The following is a 13,303-nucleotide window of genomic DNA, read 5'->3' on the forward strand; positions in this document are numbered from 1 at the left end:
ATTGCATTGCGCATTGCCAGCCATAACGTGATCCTGGTCGCTCTGGCCCTGGTGATCTATGCCGGCGTGATGGGTTTGCAATTCAAGCAGGCCATGCACGAGCAGGCCGATGCGCTGGGCGAAAGCCTGACCACGCAGACCGCCACTTCCGCTACGGAGCTGCTGGTGTCCAACGACATCCTCAGCCTCAACGTGCTGCTCAATAACCTGACCAAGAACAAATTGGTGGCCCACGCGGCGATCTATAGCGTGGATAACCGCATCCTCGCCGAATCCGGTCAGCGCCCCAAGCACAGCCTGTTGGGCGAAGCCGAAGGCATGTACGAGAGCAAGATCACTTTCCAGGACGTGACCGCCGGGCAACTGCGCATCAGCCTCGACATGGATCAGTTCCAGCAGCCGATGACCATCAGCCTGCAAAGCATGGGCATTTTGAGTGCGATTCTGTTGGCGCTGTCGCTGGCCTTGAGTCTGCGTATGGGCCGTTACCTGTCGACGCCGTTGCTGCAGTTGCGCGTCTGGTTGCGCCGGATCGACGAACACACGCCGGGTATAGACCGTCAGGATGAAATCGGCGATCTGGCTCGTCAGCTGCACGCCAACTACGCGCCGGAACCTGCACCTGTAGCGGAACCCGAGTTCGAAGACGAGGACGACGAGCCCGAGTTCGAAGTGCGCAACCTGCGTGATCCGAGCTTCGACGAGACTCGTCCGCTGGCTGCGCAAAAGCCCGCACCACGCCATGTGGTCAGCACCGTCGAGGACGATGAGGACGATGACGCGTTCGCCGATCTGCGTGACGAATCGCTTGCTGAAACCGCGCAACCGGTGATTCGCAAAGCGACGCCAAGCGTGCCACAACACACCGCGGTGCTGGCGGTGCAACTGGGTTCGCAAGAGCAACTGCGCCGCTTGCCTAAAGCGCGACTGGACGAATTGCAGGAACGCTATCGTGACTGCCTCGAACAAGCCGCTTCGCTGTATCAGGGCGAAATCGAAACCCTGAACGACGGCAGCACATTGATGCTGTTCCACACTGAAGACTGCGGTGACGACTACCTGACCAACGCCATCTGCTGCGGCGAGTTGCTGCGGGCGCTGGGCCATCAGTTGCAGATTGAAGTGGCGGACAGCGGTATTACCCTGCAATTGCAGCTGGGTCTGACCCTGGGTGATGAGTTGTTCGGTCTGAGCCAGATTGATCTGCTGCTGACCGATTCGGCCCAGGATGCACTGGCCCTGTCGCAGCACAGCCGCAATCTGCTGCTGGTTGAGCGCAAGATCAGTGATGACGCGCTGATTCGCCAGCGTGCGCGGATCCGCCCGATCGCCAGCCCTGAAGGTGCCTGCTGTGTAGAGCGCTTGATGGAGCCTTACCCGTCGATGCTCGAACGGCAACTGGCGCGGATGCATGAGCGCCGGGCGTAAGCCTCAGGCCTGAAACATCGAAGCCCGCAGACGAGTGATTGTCTGCGGGCTTTTTTGTTGCCTGTGCCATCCCCTTCGCGAGCAGGCTCGCTCCCACACTTGATCAGCAACGCCCACATTCCCTGTGGGAGCGAGCCTGCTCGCGAAGGCGTCAGCACCGGCCACAAAGATCACCAGCCCACAGACACAACAAAGCCCGCACAAGGCGGGCTCTGTCTTGACTCGATCCAGGCTTAGAAGCGGAACACTTCCATATCCGTACGAATTGGTGATGCCATCGGAATCTTCGGCTGCTTCTCGGCTTCTGCCGCTGGCGCCGCCGGTTTCGGTGCCGCTTTACGCGGTGCCTCGGCCACTGGTGGCTGATTGGCCAACGGTTTCAGCGCAACCGACAGTTGCTCGGCCAGACGCTGCAACAGAATCCCTTGCGCCTGAACCTGCGAGGCCGTGCTGCCGGCGTGCAGTTCCTGCAGGTGAATGATGCGGTTGTCGCGCACCTGACCACGACGGTCGATCAAACGCCACTGCGCATCGAGAATCGCCGGTTGTTTTACACCGGAGTCCAGACGCGTGATGGTCAGCAATACCTGCACGTCCGGGGTAAACCCGGTTGTAGCCGGAGCCAGTACCACGCGCTGGCTGTCCAGATGACCGGCAACCTGACGCATCAACAACTGATCGATATCCGACGAAAGGCTGCCCGCCCAACGACCATCTGTCGCCGCTTGCAGACTGCCGTCCGGTTGACGTTGCAGCAAAGTCTCACGTTGCAGGTAATCGGCTACGACTACCGGGCCTAACAAAACCGCCATGCCTGCGCTTTGCGCAGGCTGAACCGGACTTCCGCTGTCCAGTTGATACAGCGACACCGGCTGGTGAACGCTGCAACCCGCCAGGCCCAAAACGCCGGCGAGCAGGAAAATAAGGGGGCGCAGAGCAGTCATCATCCCGTCCAGGTGGCCGCCACAAGGCTGACCACAGTGAAAATACTCAATAAATATGAAGAACGCTCGGCCACGCCGGCGCTTGGAAAGGCCATATCATCCGTGAATATGCGTTCCGACTCCAGCGCCAAAGCGCCGATCTACGCGTTAAATCGTAGATACGGCGCTCTAGGACGCCTAATTGAGGTTTTCGACGAGCAGCGCATCGACCCGCTGGAAGCCACGCGGCAACTTGTTGCCACGACGCCCACGCTCACCCTTGTAGTGTTCGAGGTCGTCGGCTTTCAGTGACAGGGTCCGTTTCCCGGCTTGAAGCACCAAAGTGGCGCCTTCCGGAAGCACGGCGATGTCCGTGACATATTCTTCGCGACTGGCCACGCGCTCACCGGAAATACCGATGATCTTGTTGCCTTTGCCCTTCCCTAATTGTGGCAGATCGCTGATTTTGAAGATCAGCAGGCGACCCTCGGTCGTGACCGAGGCCAGCCAATTCTGCTCACGATCGACCACCGGACGCGGCGCAATAACCTTGGCGTTGTTCGGCAGGCTCAACAGGGCTTTACCGGCCTTGTTCTTGGCTTGCAGGTCTTCGCCTTTGACGACGAAACCGTAACCGGCGTCGGACGCGATCACGTACAACGCATCGTCTTCAGGCATCAGCACGCATTCGAAGGTCGCGCCCGGTGGCGGTGTCAGACGACCAGTCAACGGTTCGCCCTGGCCACGAGCCGACGGCAGCGTATGCGCGGCGACCGAATAGCTGCGGCCGGTGGAGTCAATAACCACGGCAGACTGGTTGGAACGCCCCGCCGCCGAGGTCTTGAAGCCATCGCCGGCCTTGTACGACAGGCCAGTGGCGTCGATCTCATGGCCCTTGGCCGAACGGATCCAGCCTTTTTCCGACAGTACTACGGTGACTTTCTCGTTCGGCAGCAGATCGTGTTCGGTCAGCGCCTTGGCTTCGGTACGCTCGACGATAGGCGAGCGACGGTCGTCGCCATAGGTTTCGGCGTCTTTCAGCAGTTCGGTGCGCACCAGCTTCTTCAGCTTGGCTTCGCTGCCCAGCAGGGCTTGCAGCTTGGCTTGTTCCTTGAGCAGTTCGTCCTGCTCGTCGCGCAGCTTCATCTCTTCCAGTCGCGCCAACTGCCGCAGACGGGTGTCGAGGATGTAGTCGGCCTGGATTTCGCTAAGGGCGAAGCGCTCGATCAGCTTGGCTTTCGGGTGTTCCTCGGTGCGGATGATGTGGATCACTTCATCCAGGTTGAGGTAGGCGATCAGCAAACCGTCCAACAGGTGCAGACGACGCTCGACCTTGTCGAGGCGGAATTGCAGGCGGCGACGCACGGTCTGCACGCGGAATTCCAGCCATTCGACCAGCAAGGCACGGAGGTTTTTCAGCTGCGGCTTACCGTCCAGACCGATGATGTTGACGTTGACCCGGTAGGTCGACTCCAGCTCGGTGCTGGCGAACAGGTGCTGCATCAGCGCTTCGTGATCAACACGGCTGTTGACCGGAATGATCACGATGCGGCACGGGTTTTCGTGGTCGGATTCGTCGCGCAGGTCAGCGATCTGCGGGGCTTTCGACGGTTTCGCCTGCATCAGCGCGGCGATCTGTTCCAGCACTTTCGCGCCGGACACCTGATGCGGCAGCGCGGTGACGATGATGTCGCCATCCTCGACGTGGTACACGGCGCGCATGCGCACCGAGCCCTTGCCGGTTTCGTACATTTTCAGCAGGTCGGCACGCGGCGTGATGATTTCCGCTTCGGTCGGATAATCCGGGCCTTGAATGTGTTCGCAGAGCTGCTCGACCGTGGCTTTCGGCTCATCGAGCAAGCGTACGCAAGCGGTGGCAACTTCACGCAGGTTGTGCGGCGGCACGTCGGTGGCCATGCCCACGGCGATACCGGTGGTGCCGTTGAGCAGAATGTTCGGCAGGCGCGCCGGCAGAACCAGCGGTTCCTGCAGGGTGCCGTCGAAGTTCGGGCCCCAGTCGGCAGTGCCCTGGCCCAGTTCGCTGAGCAGCACTTCGGAATAGCGCGACAAGCGTGCTTCGGTATAACGCATGGCGGCGAAGGACTTCGGATCGTCCGGCGCACCCCAGTTACCCTGGCCATCGACCAGCGTGTAGCGATAGCTGAATGGCTGGGCCATCAGCACCATCGCTTCGTAGCACGCCGAGTCGCCGTGCGGGTGGAACTTGCCGAGCACGTCACCGACGGTACGCGCCGATTTCTTGTGCTTGGAATCGGCGTCCAGCCCCAGCTCGCTCATCGCATAAATGATGCGACGCTGTACCGGTTTCAGGCCGTCGCCGATATGCGGCAAAGCACGGTCCATAATCACGTACATGGAGTAGTTGAGGTAGGCACTTTCGGTGAAGTCAGCCAGCGAGCGGCGTTCTACACCGTCCAGGCTGAGATCAAGGGGATTGCTCATGCAGGCCTCATCGGTTCGTTGTCTGGCGCAGCAGCATGGTGCCACCGCGCTGAGTAAATTCAAGTTTGTTCAGGGCGCTCATGCCGAGCAGCACCTGGTCACCATGCAGCCCCGGCGCCACCAGTGCACGGACATCCCGCAGCACGATGTCGCCCAGTTGCAGGCGGTCAATCTTCGTCCGATAGCCCTGGCTCAGGCCATTGGCCGTGCTCAAGGTCACACCGAAGCCTTCTTCCAGCTTCAAACGCTTGGCCAGATCCGCCGGGATCGCCACATCGGTTGCGCCAGTATCGAGCATGAACTCGACCGGCTCGCCGTTGATCTGGCCGCTGGCGACAAAATGCCCTTGGGCATTGCCGGCCAGCTTCACTTCGATAAACCCTTCGCCCTGCTCCGAACTGACCACCACGTTCGGATTCTGCTGGCGCTGTTCCCACTGGCCAAAAAACCGCGTGGCCAGAAACAGAGCTGCGCACCAGGCCAGAATCATCAGCACCCGCCCGGCGCGTTTGCCCGGTGGCTGCTGGCTCACGGCTTGGCGCTCCAACCGCCGTCCGGCGCGGCAAAGCGCCAGACGATCGGGCGCTTTTCGCCGTCGGCGCGGACGCCGTCGTTGTTGTCGATGCCGATCCACGCGCCCTGCGCATCCACCACCAGCGCTTCTGCCAGGCCGAAGGCCTGTGAATACTGGCGCTGAGGCTGCAAGGCATCTTGTGCATACGACCAGCATTGCTCGACCTTGGCAGTCACTGCATCGCGGCGGCAGATCTGAAAGGCATTGCGCTCAAGGGTAAACAGCTTGCCGTTGAACAGCGACAGATCAGCGAAGTCGCGGGTGACGGCACGGGCCTTGGGAAACTGCGGCGGCTGCATTTCGACCCCGGCTTCGCTGAGCAGCACGCAGGCGCCCTCACAATCCCAGACCGTTTGTTGCCGCTTGATCTTCAGCAGGCCACGGCGCTCACGCTCGGCAGCCAGCCACAGCTGATCGCCCGCCGGGTTGATCGCCAGCCCTTCGAACAAGGCGTTGAAGTGCAGCAACATGCCACTGGCACGAGCCTCCTTCACCAGCATCGGCGAAATCTTCAACCACGCCGCCGGGCCTTGTGGCGGCACTTGCAGCACCGCAGCATGCGCCTCGCTGACAATGTAGCGATTGCCGGCGTTGTCGCAGGTGATGCCTTCGAAATCCAGATCACCGCCACGAATAAACGACGCCGCCCAGGTGCGCGAACTCAGCCCCCACGGCAAGCCGCTGTCCGGCACTGGCGGCACGTCGATGTGCACGGTTTGGGCCTGCCAGACCTGATCAGCGGTATTAAGCCGATAGATCTGGTCATCGTCGCGGTCGGACACTGTCCACAACTCATTACCGCACAGCGCCAGCCCCGACAGGTTGCCGCCGCGCATGCCGTCGACCGGATGCTCGGAGAGCAGGCGCAATTCCTGTAACGGCTCGGCCGAGACTGTCATCGCACTCAGCAGCAACGCACCTGCCAGGGCCCAGCCAAACCGCATCAGGCCAGCACCTCGGCGAGGTTGCCCTTGGATTCGAGCCAGGTCTTGCGGTCACCGGCGCGTTTCTTCGCCAGCAGCATGTCCATCATTTCCGAGGTTTCGGCGAAGTCTTCGCCCAGCGTCAGTTGCACCAGACGCCGAGTGTTCGGGTCCATGGTGGTTTCACGCAGTTGTGGCGGGTTCATTTCACCCAGACCTTTGAATCGGGTGACCTGTGGTTTGCCGCGTTTCTTTTCGGCCACCAGACGGTCGAGAATCCCGTCGCGCTCGGCTTCGTCGAGGGCGTAGTAGATCTCTTTGCCGAGGTCGATGCGGTACAGCGGCGGCATCGCGACGTAGACGTGACCGGCATCCACCAACGGGCGGAAATGCTGGACGAACAACGCGCACAGCAGGGTTGCGATGTGCAAACCGTCGGAGTCGGCGTCGGCGAGGATGCAGATCTTGCCGTAGCGCAGCTGGCTCATGTCTGCGGCGCCCGGATCGACACCGATGGCCACGGCGATGTTGTGCACTTCCTGACTGGCGAGCACTTCACTGCCGTCGACTTCCCAGGTGTTGAGGATCTTGCCGCGCAACGGCAGGATCGCCTGGAACTCCTTGTCCCGCGCTTGTTTGGCGGAACCACCGGCGGAATCACCTTCGACCAGAAACAGCTCGGAACGCATCGGGTCCTGCCCGGCGCAGTCAGCCAGTTTGCCCGGCAGCGCCGGCCCCTGAGTAACGCGTTTACGCTCGACTTTCTTGCTCGCCTTGAGGCGACGGCCGGCGTTGTTGATCGCCAGTTCGGCCAGCGCCAGACCGGTTTCCGGGTTGGCGTTGAGCCACAGGCTGAAGGCGTCCTTGACCACACCGGAAACAAACGCTGCCGCTTCACGGGACGACAGACGCTCTTTGGTCTGGCCGGAGAATTGCGGTTCTTGCATCTTCATCGACAGGACGAAAGCGATGCGCTCCCAGACATCTTCCGGCGCCAGCTTCACGCCGCGCGGCAGCAGGCTGCGGAATTCACAGAACTCGCGCATCGCGTCGAGCAGGCCCTGACGCAAACCGTTGACGTGGGTACCGCCCTGCGCCGTCGGGATCAGGTTGACGTAGCTTTCCTGCACCGCGTCGCCGCCTTCCGGCAGCCACAACAGCGCCCAGTCGACCGCTTCCTTGTTACCGGCGAAGGCACCGCAGAACGGCTCGTTCGGCAGGCGTTCGAATTCGCTGACGGCGTCGACCAGATAGGAGCGCAGGCCGTCTTCGTAATGCCACTCGACTTTCTCGCCGGTGCCTTTGTCTTCGAAGCTGACCAACAGACCCGGACACAGAACGGCCTTGGCCTTGAGTACGTGCTTGAGGCGGCTGATGGAGAATTTCGGCGAATCGAAATATTTCGGATCCGGCGCGAAGTACACGCTGGTGCCGGTGTTGCGCTTGCCGACAGTGCCGACGATTTCCAGCTCGGAGGCCTTGAAACCGTCGTTGAAGGTCATCTGGTATTCGTTGCCGTCACGCTTGACGCGTACCCGGACTTCGGTCGACAAGGCGTTGACCACAGAAATACCCACGCCGTGCAGACCGCCGGAGAACTGGTAGTTCTTGTTGGAAAACTTGCCACCCGCGTGCAGCTTGGTGAGGATCAGCTCAACGCCCGACACGCCCTCTTCCGGGTGGATGTCGACCGGCATGCCACGGCCGTCGTCGCTGACTTCCAGCGAGTGGTCGGCGTGCAGGATGACCTGTACCGATTTGGCGTGGCCGGCCAGGGCTTCGTCGACGCTGTTGTCGATGACTTCCTGGGCAAGGTGGTTCGGCCGACTGGTGTCGGTGTACATGCCGGGGCGTTTGCGCACCGGGTCGAGGCCCGAGAGGACTTCGATGGCGTCGGCGTTATAAGAGCTAGCGCTGGGAGTGGCCATAGGGTCTCGTCGTCAGTCATTCATGAAATAGGGGCAAGACTTCACAGTGCGGTGAAATCGATTGCCTGATACAAATCGGCGCCAATGCCGGCAAAACTCAACAACCCCGGCAATTGTCCGGTAAATCCCTGAAAGCTATGGTCGCCGCCGGCCTGAATGCGCAAGGCACAGGCCCGGTAATACTGCTGGGCGAGGCGATAGTCCAGTGTTTCATCGCCGGTCTGCAACCAGACCTGATAACGCTGCGCATCCTGGGGCGCCGGCACTTCCAGTTCGGCCAGAGCCGTCACATGGTCGTGGGTCAATTCCCAGGTCTCATCGGTATACAGGTTTTTCTGCGTGCCCAGATAACCGTCGAACATCCGGTGCGGACTGACGGCCGGGTTGACCAACAGGGCTTTCAGGCCATGCCGCTCGGCCAGGTGAGTCGCATAGTAGCCGCCGAGTGAGCTTCCCACCAGCAGCGGGCTGCCCAGTTCGGCAATCGCTTGTTCCAACTGACCGATGGCTTCACGCGGGTGATGATGCAGTGCCGGGACACGCAGTTGATCGCTCAAACCCAGCTGTTTCATCACCTCGACCAGCTGACAGGCCTTTTTCGAGGCCGGTGCGCTGTTGAAGCCGTGGATATAGAGGATCGAACCGGACATTTGAGCTCCCTGAGTGTCGGCGAAAGATAGCGGAGTTTACAGGGAGTCATCGAATTCGTGGGTGTTTGTAAGGACGCCTTCGCGAGCAGGCTCGCTCCCACAGGTGTTCGCGTTCCAATGTGGGAGTGAGCCTGCTCGCGAAGGCCGCGACTCGGTATTCAGTAACCGTTGGAGCCGTAATCGACGGTGAACTCGAAGTCGGTGACGCGCTCGACGCCGGTTTCGAGCCGACCATCGGGCAACAGCCGCAACCAGCGATAACCCGGTGATTGCTCACCGACCTTGAAGTCTTCACTGTTTGGTTCGAACTGAATACATGTCGAAGGTGAGGCCATCAGGCGCACGCCATTGCGTTCGCGATCAATCTCCTGATGCACATGCCCCCACAACACCGCCCGTGCCTGTGGAAAACGATCCAGCACTTCGAAAAACGCCTCGGGATTGCGCAAGCCTATCGGTTCCGCCCAGGCACAACCCACCGGTACCGGATGATGGTGGAAGCACACCAGATGATGGCGCTCCGGCGCTTCGCTCAGCGAGCGGGCCAGCAGTTGCAATTGATCGTCCTGAAGATAACCCGGCACTGAACCCGGTACGGCCGAGTCCAGCAGGGTCACGCGCCAGTTGCCGACATCAACGACCGACTCCAGCAGCGCACTCTGCACCGCCGCCGCCGCCATGACCTGTGGTTCGTCGTGATTGCCGGGAATCCAGCGCGCCGGCGCATCGATCTGCGCGCTCATATCACGAAACTGCTGATACGACTCCAGTGTGCCGTCCTGGGAAAGATCCCCGGTGGCCAGCATCAGATCGATCTGCGGCTGCTGCTTGAGCACCAGCTCAATGACCTTTTGCAGGCTCTCGCGGGTGTTCATGCCCAGCAGCGTGCCGTCCGCCTCAGCGAACAGATGGCTGTCGGACAACTGCACCAGCAACGCCGGATCGGCGGTGGTCAACATGGATACGCTTGGCAAGGCGTTCTCCCAGGGCAAAGGCACGGATTCGGTTGAATGGCGCAATTATGCTGGGGGATGAGTGAAAGGGGAAACCGGCGAACCGGACGCAGTTCACAACTAGCGTACGACTTCGTACTCGTGCCCCAACGCCAGGCAATGACTCAGCCATTCCCCCAGGAACAGATTGAGCTGAGCTTTTTCATCGGGCTGATGCATCGCGGCGTTCGGGTAAGGATAGATGCCGCGAAAGCGTCGTGCATGCTCGGCGCTGACCACTTCGGCCATGCGTGCATCGTGATAGACCTGAACTTCCAGTTGCGGCACCGGCAGCCACGGCAGGCTGTGTTCCTGGCGCACTTGCAAGGTGGTGGTGTACGGACAGGTCTGCAGGACTTCAAGGGCCAGCACGCCGAGCATTTGCTCACCCTGAGTCACGGCGATGCGCCGCGCCTCGGGGTCGTTGCGCATGTCCGGCACCAGTCGCATCAGGCGCGCATAGTTGGCCTCGCAGGCGGCTTGCAGCCCGGCGAGGTCAACCCGATAACGATCGCGCAGCTTGTTTACGACCATAACCCCCTCACTTCGGCGCGGTTCAGCGCCAGCCATTGCAAGGCGATGATGCTCGCCGCGTTGGCAATGCGTCCGTCGCGTACGGCCTGCAAGGCATCTTCGAAGGCCCAGACCGTGACGCGGATATCTTCTGCCTCTTCCTCCAGCCCATGCAGGCCGCCAACCCCTTCAGTGCTGCAACGCCCCAGATACAAATGCACGAACTCGTTGCTGCCGCCCGGCGACGGGAAATATTTGGTCATCGGCCACAAGGCCTTGATGTCCAGCCCAGCTTCCTCCTGCGCTTCGCGGTGAGCAACTTCTTCCGGCACTTCTGCCTTGTCGATCAGACCGGCGACCAGTTCGACCAGCCACGGGTTGTCAGTCTTGCCCATGGCGCCCACACGGAACTGCTCGATCAGCACCACTTCGTCGCGCTGCGGATCGTAAGGCAGCATGCAGACGGCATCATGACGCACGAACACTTCGCGATTGATCTCCCGACTCATGCCGCCGGCAAACAACTCGTGGCGCAGGTGCAAACGGTCGAGCTTGTAGAAGCCCTCGTAGCAGCGCTCGCGCTTTACGACATCGACGGTGGTCGGCGTGGAGTTGGCAAAATCAGTCATGAGCATCCTCGTTTACGGCGAATCCATTACGAGGTTCCCTGTGTTACCGGCAACCTCGACTTCGCGCCATCCTAACGCGCCCGCACCATTTGATGCAGCCCCTTTACCGTCAGCGGGATGGACGGTGGAGGCGAAACCCACTCTAATTAGCTTAGTGGCGAACTGACTGCTTCTGCGAGAGTCGAAGCGGATATCTTTTTGCCTTCCCCTGCTTTCGAAAGGACGCCCATGTCGCTTTTCAAAATTGCCTCCGTGGCCGCCATCGCCCTGACTCTGGGCGCCTGCGCCAGCCTGTTCCAGCCCAACTACCGCACGCCGCTGGAGACCACCCGCGATGCGTGGGAACAGCTGAAACCCGGCTGTTCCAACCCTGATTGTCCACTGGTGAACATCGATACGTTACGCTTCCCGGCGGAACCGGCCCTGGACGGGATTATCGAAAAGCGTCTGCTGCAAATGACCCGCACCGAGAAAAACGCGCCGGTCGCACCGACCCTGGCGGCCTATCGCGAGCAGTTCCTGGCCACTGCCGGCCCGCGCAACAGCAGCTACCTGCAAGCGAAAGTACGCGAGCAGCATGACGGCTTGGTGATCATCGAGTTGTCGAGCTACCTCGACACCGGCGGTGCCCATGGCACACCGGGTCGTGGCTTCATCAACTATTCGCGCCAGCAGCACAAAGTGCTGAACCTGTCCGACATGCTGCTGCCGGGTCAGGAAGACGCGTTCTGGAAGGCTGCGCAAGTGGCGCATAACAGCTGGTTGATCAGCACCAAGCTCGATCAGGAACCGGAGTTCGTCAAGAACTGGCCGTTCGTGAAAACCCAGAACGTGGCACTGACCTACGGCGGCGTGATCCTCAAGTACGACGTGACCACCATCGCGCCTTACGCGCTGGGCCACGTCGAACTGAAGATTCCTTATCCACGCCTGAACGGCATCCTCAAGCCCGAGCTGTTTCCCGGCCGTAACTGAAGGCCCGACCCAGCACGAACTGCAACAACCCTGCCAGCACCAGCGCCGGCAGGGTTGCGCCGACATCCGGATACAGATTCGCCAGCAAGTGGTAGGTGCTCACGCCACCCAGCCACGCCAACAGCGCCGGCCAGCGCAATGCGGCTGAAGCGACCTGAGCGCTGCGTTTGCGCAGAATGAAGTGATCCACCAGCACCACGCCAAACAGCGGCGCAAACACCGAGCCGATCAGCAGCAGGAAATTCTGGTACTGCGCCAATGGCGCCAGCAATGCGATCAGCGTGCAGATCACGCCGATGGCCAAGGCCAAGTGCTCGACTTTGAAGCGCAACAGAATCCCGCTGGACACCGCTGCCGAGTGAATGTCGGCGAAGGCGTTTTCCGACTCATCGAGCAGAATCAACAGCAGCGGAATGCCTAGCCCGGCGCCGGCCAGGGCCAGCAGCAATGCATTGACTTCACCGCTCGGCGCGAACGCCAGGGTGTAGGCAACGCCAAGGCTCATCAGCCAGAAATTACCGATAAAGAAGCCGATCGCGGTGCCACCGAAAACGTTTTTCGCGCGCTTGCCGAAACGCGAGTAGTCGGCGATCAGCGGCAGCCACGACAGCGGCATCGCGATAGCAATGTCGAAGCCCACGGCGAACGGCATCGAACCATCACCGGCCTGCGCCCACAGCGCCGCCAGATCAGCCTTGGCGAACAGGTTCCAGGTCAGCCAGATGCACGCGCCGAGCAACAACCAGATCCCCCACTTGCGCAGGATCTTGCGGACGAATGTCAGCGGCCCGCTCACGGCAAGCAAGGTCGCCAGCGTGCCGAAAAACAAGGTCCACAATAGCGGGTATGCCCACAACGAGTGCTCGCCGAAAGCGCGCGTGCCCAGCAGGCTGGCGGCGTCGCGCATGACGATGATTTCGAAGGAGCCCCAGCCGATCAGTTGCAGCAGATTGAGCAGCGCCGGCAGGCTCGCGCCTTTGCGGCCGAGGCTGAGTTTGAGGGCAGCCATCGACGACAGACCGGTGTCGCTGCCGATCACGCCGACAGCGGCCAGCAGCAGCACGCCGACCAACGTGCCGAGAAAGATTGCCAGCAACGAGCCGGACAGGCCCAGACCCGGCGCGAGCAATGCGCCAGTCTGCAAGACCATCAGGCCGATGCCGAGAGAGAACCACAGGGAAAACAGATCGCGACCGCCGAATACACGCTTGTCGGCGGGCACGGCGAGGTCGGGGGAATAGGTGCTGGGTTGAATGCTCAAGGGTGTTATCTCAGAGGGACATTTGTTGTTGTGTTGACCGCATT

General features: G+C 61.1%; 12 protein-coding genes. 2 read left to right on the forward strand and 10 right to left on the reverse strand.

Translation table 11 applies throughout. The features are described 5' to 3' along the window. A partial coding sequence (locus ACIOWE_RS22770) for an AhpA/YtjB family protein (protein WP_401396116.1) occupies positions 1–1,428 on the forward strand: 1,428 nt, incomplete at its 5' end. A gap of 233 nt (positions 1,429–1,661) precedes the next feature. Here the strand turns inward: ACIOWE_RS22770 and ACIOWE_RS22775 are convergent. The 9 genes from ACIOWE_RS22775 to ACIOWE_RS22815 form a co-directional block, all read right to left on the reverse strand. Next, positions 1,662–2,372, reverse strand: a complete 711-nt coding sequence (locus ACIOWE_RS22775) for a membrane integrity-associated transporter subunit PqiC (RefSeq protein ID WP_166218747.1) — start codon at positions 2,370–2,372, stop codon at positions 1,662–1,664. Between the two features lie 177 nt (positions 2,373–2,549). Then, a complete protein-coding gene (gene parC, locus ACIOWE_RS22780; protein WP_201235807.1) occupies positions 2,550–4,814 on the reverse strand; it encodes a DNA topoisomerase IV subunit A in 2,265 nt (754 codons plus the stop codon). Positions 4,815–4,821: 7 nt separating this feature from the next. Next, positions 4,822–5,346: a TIGR02281 family clan AA aspartic protease gene (locus ACIOWE_RS22785; protein WP_007915776.1), complete on the reverse strand. Its 525-nt coding sequence runs from the start codon at positions 5,344–5,346 to the stop codon at positions 4,822–4,824. After that, positions 5,343–6,332, reverse strand: coding sequence for an esterase-like activity of phytase family protein (locus ACIOWE_RS22790; RefSeq protein ID WP_401396119.1), 990 nt, complete (start codon positions 6,330–6,332; stop codon positions 5,343–5,345). Before ACIOWE_RS22790 ends, ACIOWE_RS22785 begins: the two co-directional genes overlap by 4 nt. After that, on the reverse strand, positions 6,332–8,239 hold the full coding sequence (gene parE, locus ACIOWE_RS22795) for a DNA topoisomerase IV subunit B (protein ID WP_103304642.1): 1,908 nt from the start codon (positions 8,237–8,239) through the stop codon (positions 6,332–6,334). The genes ACIOWE_RS22790 and parE overlap by 1 nt, the downstream gene beginning before the upstream one ends. 41 nt (positions 8,240–8,280) lie before the next feature. Beyond that, positions 8,281–8,889 (reverse strand): YqiA/YcfP family alpha/beta fold hydrolase, encoded by a 609-nt coding sequence (locus ACIOWE_RS22800; protein WP_401396122.1) that lies wholly within the window; start codon positions 8,887–8,889, stop codon positions 8,281–8,283. A gap of 158 nt (positions 8,890–9,047) precedes the next feature. After that, positions 9,048–9,863 carry a 3',5'-cyclic-AMP phosphodiesterase gene (gene cpdA / locus ACIOWE_RS22805; RefSeq protein ID WP_401396124.1) on the reverse strand — a complete coding sequence of 272 codons (816 nt, stop codon included), beginning with the start codon at positions 9,861–9,863 and terminating at the stop codon, positions 9,048–9,050. Between the two features lie 99 nt (positions 9,864–9,962). Beyond that, positions 9,963–10,415: a DUF1249 domain-containing protein gene (locus ACIOWE_RS22810; protein WP_053116744.1), complete on the reverse strand. Its 453-nt coding sequence runs from the start codon at positions 10,413–10,415 to the stop codon at positions 9,963–9,965. Next, complete coding sequence (locus tag ACIOWE_RS22815; protein WP_166218737.1) at positions 10,406–11,023, reverse strand: NUDIX domain-containing protein; 618 nt, start codon at positions 11,021–11,023, stop codon at positions 10,406–10,408. Before ACIOWE_RS22815 ends, ACIOWE_RS22810 begins: the two co-directional genes overlap by 10 nt. Positions 11,024–11,251: 228 nt before the next feature. Between ACIOWE_RS22815 and ACIOWE_RS22820 the strand changes: the two genes are divergently transcribed. After that, positions 11,252–11,998, forward strand: coding sequence for an RsiV family protein (locus ACIOWE_RS22820; protein WP_401396127.1), 747 nt, complete (start codon positions 11,252–11,254; stop codon positions 11,996–11,998). Here the strand turns inward: ACIOWE_RS22820 and cytX are convergent. After that, entirely contained in the window at positions 11,967–13,259 is a 1,293-nt protein-coding gene (gene cytX / locus ACIOWE_RS22825; RefSeq protein WP_401396130.1) for a putative hydroxymethylpyrimidine transporter CytX, read from the reverse strand. The genes ACIOWE_RS22820 and cytX overlap by 32 nt on opposite strands. Between the last annotated feature and the right edge of the window lie 44 nt (positions 13,260–13,303).

Origin of the sequence: Pseudomonas sp. NPDC087598 (assembly GCF_044743525.1) — a bacterium.
In the GTDB taxonomy this organism is placed as follows: domain Bacteria; phylum Pseudomonadota; class Gammaproteobacteria; order Pseudomonadales; family Pseudomonadaceae; genus Aquipseudomonas.